Origin of the sequence: Demequina sp. NBRC 110057, from assembly GCF_002090175.1 — a bacterium.
Classification (GTDB): Bacteria; Actinomycetota; Actinomycetes; order Actinomycetales; family Demequinaceae; genus Demequina.
In genome coordinates, this window is the sequence record NZ_BBRN01000003.1 from 226,806 (window position 1) to 243,895 (window position 17,090).

The 17,090-nt window shown below is 71.9% G+C and carries 15 protein-coding genes; 3 read left to right on the forward strand and 12 right to left on the reverse strand.

Features of this window, described 5'->3' with window-relative positions; all coding sequences use genetic code 11:
• Window positions 1–7: 7 nt before the first annotated feature.
• The 4 genes from smc to ndk all read right to left on the reverse strand — a co-directional run bounded on the left by smc (window position 8) and on the right by ndk (window position 5,312).
• Window positions 8–3,580, reverse strand: a complete 3,573-nt coding sequence (gene smc / locus B7K26_RS01075; RefSeq protein WP_084076842.1) for a chromosome segregation protein SMC — start codon at window positions 3,578–3,580, stop codon at window positions 8–10.
• Window positions 3,581–3,648: 68 nt separating this feature from the next.
• Complete coding sequence (locus tag B7K26_RS01080; RefSeq protein ID WP_084076843.1) at window positions 3,649–4,200, reverse strand: PepSY domain-containing protein; 552 nt, start codon at window positions 4,198–4,200, stop codon at window positions 3,649–3,651.
• A 74-nt stretch (window positions 4,201–4,274) separates the two neighbouring features.
• Entirely contained in the window at window positions 4,275–4,883 is a 609-nt protein-coding gene (locus B7K26_RS01085) for a TIGR00645 family protein (protein ID WP_084076844.1), read from the reverse strand.
• A complete protein-coding gene (gene ndk, locus B7K26_RS01090; protein ID WP_084076845.1) occupies window positions 4,884–5,312 on the reverse strand; it encodes a nucleoside-diphosphate kinase in 429 nt (142 codons plus the stop codon). It lies immediately after the preceding gene.
• A 97-nt stretch (window positions 5,313–5,409) separates the two neighbouring features.
• Between ndk and B7K26_RS01095 the strand changes: the two genes are divergently transcribed.
• Window positions 5,410–5,913 (forward strand): adenine phosphoribosyltransferase, encoded by a 504-nt coding sequence (locus tag B7K26_RS01095; protein ID WP_159449561.1) that lies wholly within the window; start codon window positions 5,410–5,412, stop codon window positions 5,911–5,913.
• Between the two features lie 30 nt (window positions 5,914–5,943).
• On the opposite strand, the gene B7K26_RS01100 is transcribed toward B7K26_RS01095, so the two are convergent.
• From B7K26_RS01100 to B7K26_RS01115, 4 genes are all read right to left on the reverse strand, one after another.
• Window positions 5,944–6,417 (reverse strand): hypothetical protein, encoded by a 474-nt coding sequence (locus B7K26_RS01100; protein ID WP_143340393.1) that lies wholly within the window; start codon window positions 6,415–6,417, stop codon window positions 5,944–5,946.
• Complete coding sequence (locus B7K26_RS01105; protein ID WP_084076848.1) at window positions 6,414–6,902, reverse strand: DUF4233 domain-containing protein; 489 nt, start codon at window positions 6,900–6,902, stop codon at window positions 6,414–6,416. The genes B7K26_RS01100 and B7K26_RS01105 overlap by 4 nt, the downstream gene beginning before the upstream one ends.
• Window positions 6,899–8,305, reverse strand: a complete 1,407-nt coding sequence (locus B7K26_RS01110; RefSeq protein WP_084077512.1) for a folylpolyglutamate synthase/dihydrofolate synthase family protein — start codon at window positions 8,303–8,305, stop codon at window positions 6,899–6,901. Before B7K26_RS01110 ends, B7K26_RS01105 begins: the two co-directional genes overlap by 4 nt.
• A 133-nt stretch (window positions 8,306–8,438) precedes the next feature.
• Entirely contained in the window at window positions 8,439–9,887 is a 1,449-nt protein-coding gene (locus B7K26_RS01115; RefSeq protein ID WP_159449562.1) for a folylpolyglutamate synthase/dihydrofolate synthase family protein, read from the reverse strand.
• 176 nt (window positions 9,888–10,063) lie between these two features.
• On the opposite strand from B7K26_RS01115, the gene B7K26_RS01120 reads away from it, so the two are divergent.
• Window positions 10,064–10,243: a hypothetical protein gene (locus tag B7K26_RS01120; RefSeq protein WP_084076850.1), complete on the forward strand. Its 180-nt coding sequence runs from the start codon at window positions 10,064–10,066 to the stop codon at window positions 10,241–10,243.
• Here the strand turns inward: B7K26_RS01120 and B7K26_RS01125 are convergent.
• From B7K26_RS01125 to B7K26_RS01140, 4 genes are all read right to left on the reverse strand, one after another.
• Window positions 10,230–11,069, reverse strand: coding sequence for a hypothetical protein (locus B7K26_RS01125; protein ID WP_084076851.1), 840 nt, complete (start codon window positions 11,067–11,069; stop codon window positions 10,230–10,232). The genes B7K26_RS01120 and B7K26_RS01125 overlap by 14 nt on opposite strands.
• A gap of 44 nt (window positions 11,070–11,113) precedes the next feature.
• On the reverse strand, window positions 11,114–11,956 hold the full coding sequence (locus B7K26_RS01130; protein ID WP_375537569.1) for a sulfurtransferase: 843 nt from the start codon (window positions 11,954–11,956) through the stop codon (window positions 11,114–11,116).
• Window positions 11,953–15,150, reverse strand: a complete 3,198-nt coding sequence (ileS, locus tag B7K26_RS01135; RefSeq protein WP_084076853.1) for an isoleucine--tRNA ligase — start codon at window positions 15,148–15,150, stop codon at window positions 11,953–11,955. Before ileS ends, B7K26_RS01130 begins: the two co-directional genes overlap by 4 nt.
• A 286-nt stretch (window positions 15,151–15,436) precedes the next feature.
• Entirely contained in the window at window positions 15,437–16,594 is a 1,158-nt protein-coding gene (locus tag B7K26_RS01140; RefSeq protein ID WP_255376039.1) for an SLC13 family permease, read from the reverse strand.
• Between the two features lie 82 nt (window positions 16,595–16,676).
• Between B7K26_RS01140 and B7K26_RS01145 the strand changes: the two genes are divergently transcribed.
• Entirely contained in the window at window positions 16,677–17,054 is a 378-nt protein-coding gene (locus tag B7K26_RS01145) for a VOC family protein (protein ID WP_084076854.1), read from the forward strand.
• Window positions 17,055–17,090 lie beyond the last annotated feature (36 nt).

The window sequence follows — 17,090 nt, forward strand, 5'->3', positions numbered from 1 at the left end:
GTCCTACCTACGCAGCGTCGCCGTCGCGCAGGCGCTGCGAGATCACCGTCGTGACGCCGTCGCCGCGCATGGTGACGCCGTAGAGGGCGTCGGCGATCTCCATGGTGCGCTTCTGGTGCGTGATGACGATGAGCTGCGAGTCCTCCTGCAGCTCGCGGAAGATCTCCAGGAGGCGCCCCAGGTTCACGTCGTCGAGCGCGGCCTCGACCTCGTCCATCACGTAGAACGGGCTGGGACGCGCCTTGAAGATCGACACGAGGAGCGCCACCGCGGTGAGCGACCGCTCGCCACCCGACAGCAGCGACAGCCGCTTGACCTTCTTGCCCGCCGGGCGCGCCTCGACCTCGATGCCGGTGGTGAGCATGTTGCCGGGGTCGGTCAGCACCAGGCGGCCCTCGCCGCCGGGGAACAGGCGCGGGAACACGCGGTCGAACTGCGCCTTGGTGTCGGCGAAGGCCTGGGCGAAGATCTGCTCCACGCGCTCGTCGATCTCGCGCACGATCTCGAGCAGGTCCTCGCGGGACTTCTTGATGTCCGTCAGCTGGTCCTGCAGGAACTTGTGGCGTTCCTCGAGCGCCGCGAACTCCTCGAGGGCGAGGGGGTTGACGCGGCCTAGTTGGTTCATGGCGCGCTCGGCGGCGCGCAGGCGCTTCTCCTGCCGTTCGCGCACGTACGGCTCGGTGCGCGGCTCGGCGGCATCGTCGTCGGCCGATGCGTCGGCGGCGTCGTCGCGCACGGGCACCGGCAGGTGTGGCCCGAACTCCTCGACGAGCTGGGCGGGGTCCATGCCGAGGTCGTCCACGGCGCGCTGCTCGAGCTGCTCGAGGCGGACGTTCAGCTGCGCCCTGGCGACCTCGTCGCGGTGAGCGTCGTCGGTGAGCTTGCGGTGCTCCTCGGCGTGCGCCTCTACGAGGCGGCGCACGTCGCCAAGTTCGCCTGAGCGCTCGGCTCGCGCGGCCTCGGCGGCGGCGCGGTTGTCGTCCGCCTGCGCGACGGCACGGTCGATTGCGGCGAGCGCGTCGGCACAGCCGGCGATGACCTCGCGCGCGGCGAGCGCCTGCTTGGCGCGGCGCTTGGCCGCCTCCTCGGCGCGGGCGCGAGCGTCGCGTTCGGCGGTGACGGCGCGCTCCAGCGACTCGGCTCGCGCCTGCAGCGCCCGGGCGCGCTCCTCCGAGGTGCGCAGTTGCAGGCGGGCCTCGGTCTCCTTGGCCCGGGCGGCGACGGCGGCCTGGGCGTCCTCGTCGCGGCGGGTCTGGGCGTCGGCGGTGTCCGACTCGGTCTGCTCGGGCTCGGCCTGGGCCGCCGCGAGGCGCTCCGTCAGCGACTCGAGCTCGCCCGCCTGCTCCGCCATGCGCTCCTGAGCGGCGGCGATTTGGCCGTCCAGCCTCTCGGCGTCGTCCTTGGCGGCGCGGGCGGTCGCGCCCAGGTGACCCAGCTGCTCGGCCACGGCTGCCATGCGCGCATCGGACTCGTTCAGTCGTTCGAGCGTGGCCTCGCGCCTCGCACGCGCCTCCGACGCGCGTTCCTCGGCCTCGCGCAGGGCAAAGGTGGTGCGCTCGACGTCGCCGGCGGCAGCATCGCGCTTGCCGCGCGCCTCGTCGAGCGCCGCCTGCATGTGCAGCACCGACGGCGCGTCGCCGGCGCCTCCGAAGGCTGACCGCGCGCCCAGCACGTCGCCTCGGCGGGTGACCGCCGTGACCTCGGGCAGCGTCGCCACCAGGGCGCGGGCAGCGGCGAGGTCGTCGACCACCGCGATGCCCGACACGAGAGATCGGACGGTTTCGACGATGCCGCCGGCACCCGAGACGAGGTCGCTCGCCCACGCGGCGCCCTCGGGAAGGCCCACGGACGGGTTCGCCGCGGCGGCCCCGGCATCGGCCACCAGGAAACGGGCGCGGCCAGCATCCTCGTCGCGCAGCCACCTGATCGCGTCGACGGCCTGCTCGACCGAGTCGACGGCGAGCGCGTCGGCAAGCGGGCCGAGCGCCGCCGCGATGGCGTCCTCGGCATCGGCCGCCACCTCGATGAGCGCCGCCACGGTGCCTCGCACCGCTGTCGAGCCGGAGGCGAGCAGCTCCCCCGCCCCGTCCTTGCGGGCCAGAGACAGCTCCAGGGCCTCGGCGCGTGCGGCGTGAGTGTCACGCTCGCGCGTGGCGGTGTGCATCGTCTCCTTGAGGGCGTCGAGCGCTGCCCTGGCCGCCTCCCACTCCTCGGCCGCCGCCTCGTGGGCGGTGTCGAGGTCCTCCTCGCCGTCCTCGACGGACGCGACGGTGGTCTCGAGATGCTGGAACTCCGTGGTGGCCTGGTGAGCACGCTTGAGCGCGGCCTCCTTCGACTCGCGCAGGCGGCCGATCTCGGCCTCGGCTGCCTCGACGCGCGAGCGGCGCGCGGCGACGTCTCCCGCGAGGCGGGCGACGCCCTCGCGGCGGTCGGCGACCGAGCGCAGCAGGTTGGCCAGGTGTCGCTCGGAGCGCTCGGCGACCTCCTCCGCCTCGCGCCGTGCCACCTCGGACTGCTCGAGGGTGACGGCGGCGGCGGCGGCCTCGGAGTCGAGCTCGGCCTTCGCCTCCCTGGCGCGGTCGAGCTGCTCGTCGAGGTCCACGAGATCCGTAGGTGGCGCGGCATCCATGTGGGTACCGAGCATGCGCAGGCGTTCCTGCGCGAGGGACTCCAGGTTGCGCAGCCGCTCGCGCAGCGCGGACAGCCGGTAGTACGTGTCGTTGGCGCGGGTGAGCGCGGGGGTGGCCTCGGCAGCGGCGCGCTCGAGGTCGGCAAGGCGAGCGCGCGCCTCGGCGAGCGCCTTCTCGATCTCCTCGCGGCGCTCGATGAGCGCGGATTCGTCGGCCTTCTCCTGGGTGAGCCTCGCCTGCATCTGCGCGAGGTCGTCGGCGAGCAGGCGGGACCGGGCGTCGCGCACGTCCACTTGGATGAACTGGGCGCGGCGAGCCACCTCTGCCTGCTTGCCCAGCGGGCCCAGCTGCCGTCGGATCTCCGCCGTGAGGTCCTGCACGCGCGTCAGGTTTCCCTGCATCGCGTCGAGCTTGCGCAGCGCCTTGTCCTTGCGCTTGCGGTGCTTGAGGATGCCGGCCGCCTCCTCGATGAAGTGGCGGCGCTCCTCCGGAGTGGCTCGCAGCACGGCGTCGAGCTGACCCTGGCCCACGATGACGTGCATCTCGCGGCCAAGGCCAGAATCGGACAGGAGGTCCTGGATGTCGAGCAGGCGGCACGACGAGCCGTTGATCCGATACTCGGACCCGCCCGTCCTGAACAGCGTGCGGGAGATCGTCACCTCGGTGTAGTCGATCGGCAGCGCGCCGTCGGAGTTGTCGATGGTGAGCGACACCTCGGCGCGGCCCAGGGGCGCGCGGCCGGCGGTGCCCGCGAAGATGACGTCGTCCATCTTGCCGCCGCGCAGGGTCTTGGCTCCCTGCTCGCCCATGACCCAGGCGAGGGCGTCGACCACGTTGGACTTTCCCGAGCCGTTGGGGCCCACCACGCAGGTGACGCCGGGCTCGAACTCCAGGGTCGTCGCGGACGCGAAGGACTTAAAGCCCCGCAGCGTCAGCGTCTTCAGATGCACGGGCGCCAGCCTAGTGGGGCGCCGCCCCGTTCAGGCGTGACCACGCCAGGCGGCCACGAACGGGCGCCTCAGTCGCGCTCGCTCCAGGACTGAAGGATCTCGCCGCTCACGGCGTCCACCCACACCTCGTGCTCGAGGGTTCCCGCCTCGAACGAGACCTCGTAGAACGGTGCCGTGGAGTCGTACTCGAGATCCGTGTCCCAGTCGCGCGCCTCGTCGCGGGTCACGCCGGCCTCGGCAAGCGCCGCCTCGAGAGCCTCGGTGGGCGTGAGCTCGGGCTGCACCCTGGCGGCGTCAGTCGGCTGGGCGTCGGCCCCGGACGTCGCGCCGGCATCGTCGTCTCGCGCGTCGACGTGAGCGCCAAGGATGTCGCCCGTGGCGGCGTCGATCTCGTAGCGGTAGCGGGCATCGGCCGTGAGGAACGTGACGCCGTGCACGGCGCTGCCGTCGTCCTCGTAGCTGTGCTTGTCCACCACCGTGGCGTCGGCCTCGGCGACGCCGGCATCGGCCAGCGCCAGGTCCACTGCCTCGGTGAGCGCCATGGCGTCCTCGTCGGCGGAGCAGCCGGCGAGGGCAAGCAGCGCGGCGGCGGTCACGGTCGCGGTGGCGAGGGGGCGCATGGTTCGTCCTTCGGTCGGGGTGGGGGCCACCCCACCCTACGAACCGCGCGCCGCCCTCCTCCCCGCCCTAGGTCCTAGCGGGCGTCGCGCTCCGTGAGGGACGCGTCGTCCTCGACCACCGTCATCCCCGCCTGCTGGGCATGAAGCTTGGTCTCCGTCAGGAGCGCCTGGCGCTTGGCGCCCCAGTAATCCATGATCGCGAATAGCAGGCCCGAGATGACGAACGTGAAGTGCAGGCCGATGCGCCACGCGACGGCCTCATAATCCAGATCCTTACCGTCGCCGGCCGCCACGAAGTCCTTGAGCAGCAGGATCACCGAGATCGCGACGAGCGAGCCGATGAGCTTCATCTTGAGGCCGGAGAAGTCGACGTGGCCCATCCAGGAGGGACGGTCCTCGGAGTTCTCGGCCACCTTGATCTTGGACACGAAGTTCTCGTAGCCCGCGAAGATCACGATGAGGATGAGGTTGCCCAGGAGCGCGATGTCGATCAGCGTGAGGATCTCGACGGTGATCTCGTCCGCGGGGGTCTCGAGCGAGAAGCCCGACACCATCGCCCACAGCTCGCCGAAGAACTTGATCGTGACGATGATGAGGCCCGCGAGCAGGCCCACGTACATGGGCGCGAGCAGCCAGCGGCTCGCGAAGAGGCTGCGCTCCAGGGAGTCCTCGAAGCGGTTCATTTACGCCGCCGGGAACCAGATGGCGATCTCGCGGGCAGCGGACTCGGTGGAGTCGGAGCCGTGCACGAGGTTCTGGAGCACCGCGGTGGGCCACTGACGGCCCAGGTCGCCGCGGATGGTGCCGGGGGCGGCGGTGGTGGGGTCGGTGGCGCCGGCGAGCGAGCGGAAGCCCTCGATGACGCGGTCACCCTCGGCGACGATCGCGAGGACCGGGCCGGACAGCATGAAGTCCACGAGCGGCTGGTAAAAGGGCTTGCCCACGTGCTCCTCGTAGTGACGCTCGAGCAGTTCGGGCGTCGCGGCCTTGAGCTCCACGGCGGCGAGGGTGTAGCCCTTCGCCTCGATGCGGCGCAGGATCTCGCCGGACAGGCCGCGGCTCACGCCATCGGGCTTGACGAGGATGAGGGTGCGTTCGGTGGGGACGGTCATGGCCGCGAGGATACAGGCCGCGGGTAGCCATCACGACAACGGCCGATGCCGTGGCCGGGTGGGCGCGCACGCGCGCGTCCGTGGGACCATGGGGCACGTGATCACGCTCGCCGACTTCGACACGTACCCCGACTTTCCCGTCGAGGGCATCCTCTTCTACGACATCTCCCCCATCCTCGCCGACCCGGCGCGGTTCAAGGAGGCCTGCGAGGCGCTGACGCCCGATGCCGAGATCGACGTGGTCGTGGGCGTGGACGCGCGCGGCTTCATCTTCGCGCCTGTCGTGGCGCAGGCGATGGGCATCGGCATGTCGATGGTGCGTAAGAAGGGCAAGATGCCCGGCGAGCTGCTCGAGGCCGACGCGACCATCGAGTACGGCGCCTCGGAGCTCGTGGTGAACCCCAACGGCCTCGAGGGCAAGCGCGTGCTGGTCATCGACGACGTGCTCGCCACGGGAGGCACGGCGCGCGCCGTCGCCGACATGCTCGAGCGCGCGGGAGCCGCGAGCGTGCGCTTCGCGTTCCTCATGGAGATCGAGGGTCTGCCCGGCCGCGAGCGCCTGGCCGGCTACGACGTCGAGTCCGTCGTCACCGTCTCCTGACGGGGACGCCCGCGGCGCGCGGGCCCGCCGTCAGCGCAGCGTCGCGCGGCGGTAGCCCGGCGCCCAGCGCACCGACAGGGGCACGAGCGGCACGAGCATGAACAGCGCCGCCGTCACCTGGTACAGCACGTAGCCCTGGCTGGGGCGCGTCGGCACCGTCGCGAGGTCGGCGACGTACGCGGTGTGGATCACGAGGCCCACCAGCAGCGCGGCCGCGCCCAGCACGATCACGATCGTCAGCAGCCACGCGGGGGCCTGCGACTCGCGCGGGTGGTGGCGCAGATGAATCGACCACTGGCGCAGCGCGTCATACATGGCCGCGGCGCCCAGGATGAGGCCAAAGAACAGCATCAGGTACGTGGTGAGCGCGAGAGACGGCTCCGCGGAGTCGCGCGCAGCCTCCGCGCTGACCAGGAACACCGTCTCGAGCGCCCAGAACAGCATGACGAGGCCGGTGACGCCCACGACGCCATCGGCGAACAGGCGCCACGCCATCCGGCTCATGCGGGGCTCTCCCCCGCCTCGCGCTGGGACGCCTCCTGCTGGGACGCCTCGCGCTGCTGCGCGGCGAGGCGCTCCTCGAAGGCGACGTCGCGCTCCGCGCGCTCGCTGTCGATGCGGCCGCCGATGCGCAGGGCCGCGATCCACAGCACCAGGAACACGGCGCCCATGATGGTGATGGCCGTGTCCACGACACCTGCCGCGAGCAGCGGCACCTGCATTGCCCAGCCGAGCCACACTCCCCAAGACTTTGCCTGGGCGCCGGCGGACCAGCCCATGAGGACGGTGAGCGCGAGCCCGCCGCCGATGATGAGGCCCAGGGGCGCGTCGAGCGAGCCGCCCTGGACCAGGCCGAAGCCCAGCAGGGTGGCGAAGAACATGACGAACGCCTCGCACAGCAGGACCGTCTGACGGAAGGTCAGCTGCGCGGAGCGTAGCGGCTTGCGGGGGGCCGATGCCTCGGTGGGCTCGGGGGTCTGCTGCGTCATCGTGCCTGTCCCGTTCCCTTTCGCTCGTCGGCCCTCATGAGGATGCGCGTCTCCGCGACCACGGTGATGGAGCCCACGGCGATGACGCCGGCGCCCATGTCGTGGTCGCGCTCGGCGCGCTGGACCGCCTCGTCGAGGGCGTCGGGAAGTGAGGAGGCCACCGTCACGCGGTCCTCGCCGAACAGCGGGATCGCGATCTCGGCAAGCTCGTCCGCGGGGATGGCGCGCGGCGACTGCGAGGACGTCACGACCACGTGGTCGAGGATGGGCTCGAGCCCGGCCAGGATGCCCTCGGCGTCCTTGTCGGCGAGCACGCCGACCACACCCACGAGGGTCTCGAACGTGAAGGACTCCTCGAGCGCCTCGACCAGGGCGTCGACCCCGGCGGGATTGTGGGCGGCGTCGACGAGCACCATCGGGGAGGTGCGGACCGCCTCGAGGCGGCCGGGAGAGGTGACGGCGCCGAACCCGGTCTCCACGGCATCGGCCGCGAGTGCCTGGGGCTCCCCGCCGTCGGCGAGCAGCGCCTCGACGGCGGCGAGCGCGAGAAGCGCGTTGTGCGCCTGGTGCTCGCCGTACAGCGGCACGAAGATCTCCGCGTAGGTGGCGGCGGTGGTGCGCAGCGTGACGAGCTGGCCGCCGACGCCTGGCTGACGGTCCACGACCTCGAGGTCGTCGTCCTCCCAGCGCGCGCGGGCGCCGCGCTCGGCGACGGCCTCAATGAGGATCGGCATCACGGACTCGGGCTGCGCGGAGATGACCGCCGCGGCGCCGTCCTTGATGATGCCTGACTTCTCGGTGGCGATCGCCTGCAGGGTGTCGCCGAGCCACTGGGCGTGGTCCATGGAGATGGGCGCGATGACGGACACGTCACCGTCGGCGACGTTGGTCGCGTCCCACACGCCGCCCATGCCGACCTCGATGACGGCGACGTCGACGGGGGCGTCGGCGAAGGCCGCGTACGCGAGGACCACGAGGACCTCGAAGAAGGACAGGCGGGGGCCGCCGGTCTCGACGGAGCGGGCGTCGACAAGGTGGATGATGGGCGCGATCTCGGACCACAGCCGGATGAAGTCGTCCTGGCCGATGGGCTCGCCGTCGATCTGGATGCGCTCGCGCACGCTCGTGAGGTGCGGCGAGGTGAACAGGCCGGTGCGCAACCCGTGCTCGCGGACCAGGGACTCCGCCATGCGCGCGGTCGAGGTCTTGCCATTGGTCCCCGTGAGGTGGATCACCTTGAAGGACCGCTGGGGGTCGCCGAGCAGCTCGCACGCCTCGCGCACACGGTCGAGCGTGGGCTCGAAGTCGTGCTCCGGGTTGCGGGACAGGATGTGCTGGTAGATCTCGCGCTCGGCCTCGTCGGGAGTGAGGCCGCCGAGCACCAGGTCGGATGCGTCAGGCATGCGCACAGTCTTTCACGCCGCGCACGCGAGCACGGCGCGCGCTGGGCATACGGGCAGGGGCCGATGCGACACCGCCTGGCGTCGCATCGGCCCCTTTTCCTGCGTCATGCCTGGGGCATCCCTCCGGGAGCGGTCAGGCGGGGATGGTCTCCGTCGAGGACTCCCCAGCGTCGGCGAGTCGCGGCGGGACGATCTTCACCTGGGCGAGGTGCTCACGCTGGACCACCTTGCGGGCGGCGGCGACGAGCGTGATGGAGCCCGCGATCAGGACGCCGGCGTCGGGGCCGGCCCCCAGCGCCATCTCGGTCGCGACGTCGAGCGCCTCGGCCACCGTGGGGGCGACGGTGACGTGTTCGCCGCCCCACACCTCGCGCGCGGCGGCGGCCAGCACGTCGACGGGAGTGGCGCGCGGGGAGTCCGTCTGCGTGACGACCACGTGGTCGACGACGCTCGACAGCCCCGCGAGGATGCCGTCCCCGTCCTTGTCGGCGAGCACGGCGATGACGCCGACGGTCGTCGAGAAGCCGAAGGCCTCGGGAAGGGTAGCGGCGAGGGCCTCGACCCCGTGCGGGTTGTGCGCCGCGTCGACCACGACGGTGGGCTGGTCGGAGATGACCTCGAGGCGGCCCGGCGAGGTGGCGCCGGCGAAGCCGCGGGCCACGGCCTCGGCGTCGAGAGCCTCGGAGGCGGGGACGCCGTGGAAGCGCTCGAGGAACGCCTCCACCGCTCCCAGAGCGATCATCGCGTTCTGCGCCTGGAAGTCGCCGTGGAGAGGCACGAGCGCTTCGGACACCGCACCCATGGTGCGCATGCGCACCACCTGGCCGGCGGGGTCGGCGGCGCGGCCGAGCACCTCGTGGTGCACGCCCTCCCAGCGCATCACGGCGCCCGCGGTCGCCGCGGCGGCGCGGATGATGTCCTCCGCCACCTCGGGCTGCATGGCGGAGACCACCGTCGCGCCCTCCTTGATGATCCCCGACTTCTCGGAGGCCACGCCGGTGATGCCGCCCACGAAGTAGTTGGAGTGGTCCTCCGCCATGGGGGTGAGGACCGCGACCTCGCCGTCGCCCACGTTCGTGGCGTCGCGCGAGCCGCCGATGCCGACCTCGATGACGGCAACGTCGACGCCCGCGTCGGCGTAGGCGGTGAAGCCCAGGACGGTGAGGATCTCGAAGAACGACATGCGCGGGCCGCCGCCGGCGAGCGAGTCGTTGTCGATGGCCTGGATCACGGGCGACACCCGCTCCCACAGCCGCACGAGGGCTTCCTGAGCCAGCGGCTGGCCGTCGATCTGGATGCGCTCGCGGAAGGTGGTGAGGTGGGGCGAGGTGAACAGCCCGGTGGTCAGCCCGTGGGCGCGCAGCAGCGACTCGATCATGCGGCTCGTCGAGGTCTTGCCGTTGGTGCCGGTCACATGGACGATGCGCAGCGTGCGATGGGGATCACCCAGTCGCGCGAGGGCGGCGGACACGCGACGCAGCTTTGCGGCGTGGTCCGACTCGGGGCTGCGGGAGAAGATCAGAGCGTCGATCTCACGCTCGGCGTCTGCGGGGCTGAGGCCCGCGATGGAGGGGTGGTTCACGGAGATATTGTGCGGCACGACGAGGGCTGAGAATGACCGATTCGACGACCAATTTTCTTGACCCACTCTTTACCGGATTTACCAGGGGCTTCACCGGTATTTCACGGCCTCGTCAGGGGGTCGTCACGACACGCCGACGGCGGCGCGCCGGACGCGACTCGTGGGACGATGCCGAGGTGAGAGACAAGTACGGCAATCGGCAGCTGTCGACGGGATGGTCGATCGTCATGGCGGGCGTCGCGGCGCTGGTCGGCATGGGGGTCGTCATCGGGCTGCTGTGGCTGACCGGGGGCCTCGGAGGCACCGGGCCCGAGGAGAGCCCCACGGCTACCGCGGCGACGCTCAGCGCCCCGTAAGAAAGCCCACGATCGCGGGAAGGGCGTTGGCCCGCAGCCGCTCCCCCGCCTCTTCCTGCGCGATCCAGTCGTAGTGCGCGACGGCCCGCCCCATGGACCAGCCCTCTGCGTGAGGCATCGCCTCGACGTAGCGCCGGGCGTTCTCGCCCGGCTCGGCCTCGGCGTCGGCGTCTCCCCACAGCACGAGCGCCGGAGACTCGGCGCGGCGCAGGGACTCCTCGTCGACCAGCGCGCCGATGCTCGGGGCGAGCAGCGCGACCCGGGTCACCCTGGCATCGGCCACGTCGACGGCCGATGCGGCGGCGAGGGCAGCGAGGGCGTCGCCGTCGTGGCGCGCGGCAAGGCGCTCCAGCAGGTCCGGCATCTCGGGCAGCGGCGGCAGCGGCGCGTCTCCGCGGAGCACCGCAGCCACGGCGCGTGGATCGAGCCGCGCCCCCGCGAGCGCGGCGCAGCTGTAGCCGCCCAGCGAGAAGCCCGCGGCCGTGACGCGTGCGGGGTCGACCGGGAGCGCGCCGAGCGCCCAGTCGAGGGCGCACGAGAGGTCGCGAGGACGCTCCCATGGCAGCGCGAAACCCTCGGGGAGGTAGTCCTCGGCGGAGGTGTTGCCGTGATGGTCGACACCCACCACGAGGTGCCCGGCCGCCGCGAGCGCCTCGGCGAGCCACGCGAGCTGCGCGACAGCCCCTCCCGTGCCGTGCGACAGGAGCGTCAGGGGCAGGGGGCCATCGGCACCGCTCGGCTCCCACACGGTGAGAGCGACGGGGCGGTGGGACGCGGGGTCCGCCCAGGAGCGGCGGGAGGCGTCGGCGATGACGAGGGTGCGCACGGGCCCATCCAACCAGGGACGATGCCGCCGCGCGAGGGAAGCGATCAGCCGGTGGCGACCTCGGTGCCAGGGGTGTTCGACCACTGCGACCACGAGCCCGGGTACAGGGCAGCGCGCACTCCCGCCACCTCGAGCGCGGCGATCTCGTGCGCGGCAGTGACGCCGGAGCCGCAGTAGACGGCGACCTCCGAGTCGTGACCCACGCCGGCATCGGCGAACCGCGCGGCGAGCTCCTCGCGGGCGAGGAAGCGGCCGTCGGCGCCGACGTTGCCAGCGGTGGGCACGTTGACGGCTCCAGGGATGTGGCCCGCGCGGGGGTCGATCGGCTCGGACTCGCCCCTAAAGCGCTCGGGGGCGCGTGCGTCCATGAGGATGCCGTGGCCGGGCCAGGTGGCGGCCTCGGCGAGGTCGACCACGGGCATGAGGCCCCAGGCGAGCGCCATCGTGCCGGGCTCCACCTCGACGCCGCCGGACTCCACGGGTCCGCCGTCCGCGACCCACGCGGCGAGGCCGCCGTCGAGAATACGCGCGTCGACGCCGGCGTGGCGCAGCAGCCACCACGCCCTGGCGGCGGCGAGCGACGGGCCGTCGTCGTAGACCACCACGGTGTCGCCGTCGTTCAGCCCCCAGCGCCGCGCCGCGGCCTGCAACGCGCCGTGGTCGGGAAGCGGGTGGCGGCCGTCCTCCGGCTCCCCGTGTGCCGCGAGGTCGGCGTCAAGGTCCACGTACACGGCCCCCGGAAGGTGAGACTCGAGGTAGGCCGGACGCCCGTCCGGCCGGGCGAGCGACCAGCGCACGTCAAGCAGGCGGACGGCGCCGCCATGGGCGCCGGCGTACGCGTCGCCGAGCTCCTCGCGGAGCTCGGCGACGGAGACGAGCGGCATCAGTGGGCGACGCTGACCGACGCCGCGAGGTCGCCCTCGCCGGCGATCGACACGCGGGGCTCGCCCGTGGCGGGGTCGACGGCGAGGGTCTCGGAGGCGATGAGCGAGGTCCAGGTCGTGACGGCCTCGACGCGGTCGGCGGGCACCGTGAGCGCAAGGGTGATGCGGTCGCTGACCTGCAGCCCCTCGGCCTTGCGGGTGTCCTGGACCACGCGGATGACGTCGCGGGCGTACCCCTCGGCCTCGAGCTCGGGGGTCAGCCCGGTCTCGAGCAGCACGAAGCCGCCGGTGGGAAGCACGGCGGCGGCCTCGTCGGCGGCGGAGCCGTCGCCGCCGATGACGGTCGCCAGCTCGTACTCTCCCTCGACGAGGGCGATGCCGCCGGAGACCACCTGGCCGCCCGCTGCGGACCAGTCGCCCGTCTTGGCGCCCTTGATGGCCGCCTGCACGTCCTTGCCGATGCGCGGGCCGGCAGCGCGCGCGTTGACGGACAGGCGCTGCTCCACGGGGTGAGCGTCGGTGAACTCCTTCACCGACACGAGGCGCACGTCCTTGACGTTGAGCTCCGAGGCGATGAGGGCCGCGTACGGGGCGAGGGCACCGGCATCGGCCACCGCCACCTCAAGCGCCGCGAGCGGCTGACGCACGCGGATCTTCTCCGCCTTGCGCAGCGCGTGGGCGGAGGAGACCACCTGGCGCACCTCGTCCATCACCGCGCCGAGCGACGGGTCCACCCACGCGGGGTCGATGACCGGGTAGTCGGTGAGGTGCACGGAGCGCTCGCCCGTGAGGCCGCGGTAGATCTCCTCGGTCTCGAGGGGCAGCAGCGGCGCCGCGAGGCGCGTGACGGTGGTGAGGACCGTGTAGAGGGTGTCGAACGCGGCGGCGTCCTCGTCCCAGAAGCGGTCGCGCTGGGTGCGGATGTACCAGTTGGTCAGCAGGTCCATGAACTGCGTGAGCGAGGCCGATGCCCCGGGCACGTCGTAGCCCTCGAGCTGCGCGCCCATGGCCTCGGTGAGCTCAGCGGTCTTGGCAAGCATGTAGCGGTCCATGACGGCAAGGCCGGGCACGTCGCCTGCGGTGATCGGCTTCGCGGTGTAGCCGGTGGCCCCGTTGGCGGCGCCCGCGTACAGCGTGAAGAAGTAGTACGAGCTCCACAGCGGCAGCATCACCTCGCGGACGCCCTCACGGATGCCCTCCTCGGTGACGATGAGGTTGCCGCCGCGCAGGATGGGGCTCGACATGAGGAACCAACGCATCGCGTCGGAGCCGTCGCGGTGGAACACCTCGTTGACGTCCGGGTAGTTGCGCAGGCTCTTGGACATCTTGCGGCCGTCGGAACCGAGCACGATGCCGTGGGAGATGCAGGTCGAGAACGCCGGGCGATCGAACAGCGCCGTCGCCAGGACGTGCATGACGTAGAACCAGCCGCGGGTCTGGCCGATGTACTCGACGATGAAGTCCGCCGGGTTGTGGGTGTCGAACCAGTCGGCGTTCTCGAACGGGTAGTGCACCTGCGCGAACGGCATCGAACCGCTGTCGAACCACACGTCGAACACGTCGGAGATGCGACGCATGGTGCTCTGACCCGTGGGGTCGTCGGGGTTGGGGCGCGTGAGGTCGTCGATGTACGGACGGTGAAGGTCGGGCTGACCCTCCTCGTTCAGCGGCAGGCGGCCGAAGTCGCGCTCCAGCTCCTCGAATGACCCGTACACGTCGGTGCGAGGGTAGGCCGGGTTGTCGCTCACCCACACGGGGATGGGCGTGCCGAAGTAGCGGTTGCGGCTGATGGACCAGTCGCGCGCCCCCTCGAGCCACTTGCCGAACTGGCCCTCCTTGATGTGCTCGGGCACCCAGGTGATGTCCTCGTTCAGCTCGACCATGCGGTCGCGGAAGTCGGTGACCTTGATGAACCACGACGAGATGGCGCGGTAGATCAGGGGGTTGCGGCAGCGCCAGCAGTGCGGGTAGCTGTGGTCGTAGGTCTCGTGACGCAGCACCAGCTCGCGCGCCTTGAGGTCCTTGATGATGCCCGGGTTGGCGTCGAAGACCTGCTCGCCCACGTAGTCGGTGATCTCCGCCGTGAAGCGGCCCTTGGAGTCGACGGGCACCACGGTGCCGATGCCGTTCTCGGCACACACGGCGGCATCGTCCTCACCGAAGCCGGGGGCCATGTGGACGATCCCGGTGCCGTCTTCGACGGACACGAAGTCCGCCACGAGCACGCGGTGGGCGTTCTCGAAGCCGGCAAAGTAGGCGAAGGGGGGCGTGTACGACAGCCCACCCAGCTGGGCGCCGGTGACGGTCGCGAGGACCGTCGCGCCCTCGCCCAGCTCGCGGGAGTACGCGCCGAGGCGCGCGGAGCCGATGACGAGGCGGCGGCCGGCGAAGGTCGAGTCGGCGCCGGGGGCCACCACGGAGTACTCGATCTCGGGGCCGACGGCCACGGCGAGGTTGCTGGGCAGGGTCCACGGCGTGGTGGTCCAGATGAGGATCTCCGCGCCGGCGAGGTCGCCGGGGGCGTCCACGAGCGGGAAGGTCACGGTCAGCGCGGGGTCCTGGCGGGACGCGTAGACGTCGTCGTCCATGCGCAGCTCGTGGTTGGACAGCGGGGTCTCGTCGCGCCAGCAGTACGGCAGCACACGGTGGCCCTCGTACGCGAGGCCCTTGTCATACAGCGACTTGAACGCCCAGATCACCGACTCCATGAACGTGGGGTCGAGCGTCTTGTAGTCGTTCTCGAAGTCCACCCAGCGCGCCTGGCGCGTGACGTAGTCCTGCCACTCGTCGGTGTAGCGCAGCACGGAGTCGCGGCACGCCTTGTTGAAGGCGGCGATCCCCATCTCTTCGATCTGCGACTTGTCGGTGATGCCGAGGATGCGCTCCGCCTCGAGCTCGGCAGGCAGTCCGTGGGTGTCCCAGCCGAAGCGGCGCTCCACCTTCTTGCCGCGCATGGTCTCGAAGCGCGGGACCACATCCTTCGCGTAGCCCGTGAGCAGGTGCCCGTAGTGGGGAAGGCCGTTGGCGAAGGGCGGGCCGTCGTAGAAGACGAACTCCTCGGCATCGGCGCGGTTGTCGATCGACGCCTGGAACGTGCCGTCGGCCTTCCAGTACGCGAGCACCTCCTCCTCGACGGAGGGGAAGCTCGGGGAGGCGGGGACCTCGGCGTCGGGCCGATGCTGGGGGTACGTGCTCATCGCGGTGCGCGTCCTTCACTGGGTGGTGTCTCGTTCGTGCGAGGACGCCTGGGCCCGAGGGCCGCGGCGCGGTACCACCCCGCTTGCACCCGAGGGTGCCGCTCATGCCTCCGCTTCCACGAAGGCGCCGCTGTGACGGGCTGCCCGTGCGGTTCTACTGAGGCCCGGGGGCCCGTTCTTCCGCAAGCTCACCGGTGATGGCCGGGTCGATGCTGGTGCGCCCAGTGTACGACAGGAGGCCGATGCGGTGGCCGGGACAGGCGGGCGGCGCCCCGCGGCCGCCGGGTCAGGCCATCAGCGCCACGACGGCGGCGCCCGCGAGGACGGCGACCGGTGCGAGGACGGCGCCGTAGGCAACGTACCGGCGCCACGGCACGTCGACCCCGGCGGCGACCAGCTGCCGATGCCACAGCAGCGTCGCCAGCGACGCCCACGGCGTGACGAGGGGGCCGGCGTTGACCCCGACGAGCAGCGCCGCCAGGAGGGCCGGGCTGTGGCCCAGCGGCTCCAGAAGGAGGTAGGCCGGGAGATTGTCGAGGAGGTTGGCTCCGAGCAGCCCCGCGCCGGCGGTGGCGAAGACGGCTCCGGCTCCCCCGCCCAGGCCGGGCACGCTCACGTGGTCCGCGATCGCCGCGTGAAGGGCGGCTGCGGTGCCGAACAGACCCGCCGCGAACAGCAGCACCGCCCACGGCACGTCGCGCCACCAGACGCGGTACGGCGCGCCGTGACGCCGGCGCACCCACGCCAGGGCGCTGAGCGCGACGGCCGCGAGCGCCGACGGGATCCATGGCTCGACGGGAAGCAGCAGCGCGGGAAGCGCGACAGCGAGCACCGCGACGCTCGCGCGCCACAGCAGCGGGTCGCGCGGAGGCTCGAGGGGCGGCTGCTCGAACGTCCCGCGCAGGCTGCCAAGCGAGACCCAGGCGAGGGCCGCGACCGTCACGGCGATGGTCGCGATCCCGGCGGGGGCGATCGTCGTGAGCCAGGTGACGGGGCTGGGGTCGCCGAGCCGATGCGCGGCGAGCAGGTTGGTCAGGTTGGACACCGGCAAGGTCAGCGACGCGGTGTTGGCGAGCCACACTGTCGCGAGGGCGAAGGGCAGCACGGGAGAGGCGGTGCGCCGCGCCATCACCACGACCACGGGGGTGAGCAGCACGGCGGTCGTGTCGAGCGATAGGAACGCTGTGCACAGGACCGCCACCACGACCACGAGCGCGAGGAGGCGCCGCCGGCTTCCCCGGGCAGCGCGGGTGACCGCGTGGGCCGCCGACTCGAACACCCCCGCTCGCGCGGCGACGTCGGCCACCACGGTGATCGCCGCCGCGAAACCCAGTACGGGGGCGGTGCGCTCGGCGGTGGCCGCCACGGCATCGGCCGGCAGGACGCCGCTCGCCACGGCGAGGACGGTGATGGCGGCAAGCGCCATCCCGAGACGAAGGATCACGGGCGAATCCTGGCACGCCGCGCGCCGTCCGCGATGACGGCGCACACTGGCGAGGGACGACACTGACGCGAAGGAGGCACTCATGCTCGGCGACGGCACGGCGTTCAGCACGTTCTCGACCGACTCGGTGGAAGGCGCGACCACGTTCTATCGAGACGTGCTCGGCCTCGAGGTCGAGACGTTTGACGCGATGGGACCGATGCTCACGCTGCACCTTCCCGGCGGCGGGCGCACCCTCATCTACGAGAAGGACGACCATGCCCCGGCGACCCACACGGTGCTGATGTTCGAGGTCGCCGATGTCGCGGCGACCGCGGACGCGCTTGCCGGCCACGGGGTCGCGTTGGAGCGGCTCGACTGGACCGACGAGGACGGCATCGCGCGCTCCCCCGAGATGCCCGATACGGCCTGGTTCAAGGACCCCGCGGGCAACTGGATCGGGATCATCCAGAGCGACTGAACCGCCCGCGAGAGTGGAGTGCATCACTCCACGAAA

Excerpts from the sequence above, each read along its gene's own strand:
- B7K26_RS01080 (WP_084076843.1), bottom strand. The coding sequence starts at position 4,200 with ATGCGCCCCCTCGCCACCGCGACCGTGACCGCCGCCGCGCTGCTTGCC.
- B7K26_RS01085 (WP_084076844.1), bottom strand. The coding sequence starts at position 4,883 with ATGAACCGCTTCGAGGACTCCCTGGAGCGCAGCCTCTTCGCGAGCCGC.
- ndk (WP_084076845.1), bottom strand. The coding sequence starts at position 5,312 with ATGACCGTCCCCACCGAACGCACCCTCATCCTCGTCAAGCCCGATGGC.
- B7K26_RS01100 (WP_143340393.1), bottom strand. The coding sequence starts at position 6,417 with ATGAGCCGGATGGCGTGGCGCCTGTTCGCCGATGGCGTCGTGGGCGTC.
- B7K26_RS01105 (WP_084076848.1), bottom strand. The coding sequence starts at position 6,902 with ATGACGCAGCAGACCCCCGAGCCCACCGAGGCATCGGCCCCCCGCAAG.
- B7K26_RS01110 (WP_084077512.1), bottom strand. The coding sequence starts at position 8,305 with ATGCCTGACGCATCCGACCTGGTGCTCGGCGGCCTCACTCCCGACGAG.
- ileS (WP_084076853.1), bottom strand. The coding sequence starts at position 15,150 with ATGAGCACGTACCCCCAGCATCGGCCCGACGCCGAGGTCCCCGCCTCC.
- B7K26_RS01145 (WP_084076854.1), top strand. The coding sequence starts at position 16,677 with ATGCTCGGCGACGGCACGGCGTTCAGCACGTTCTCGACCGACTCGGTG.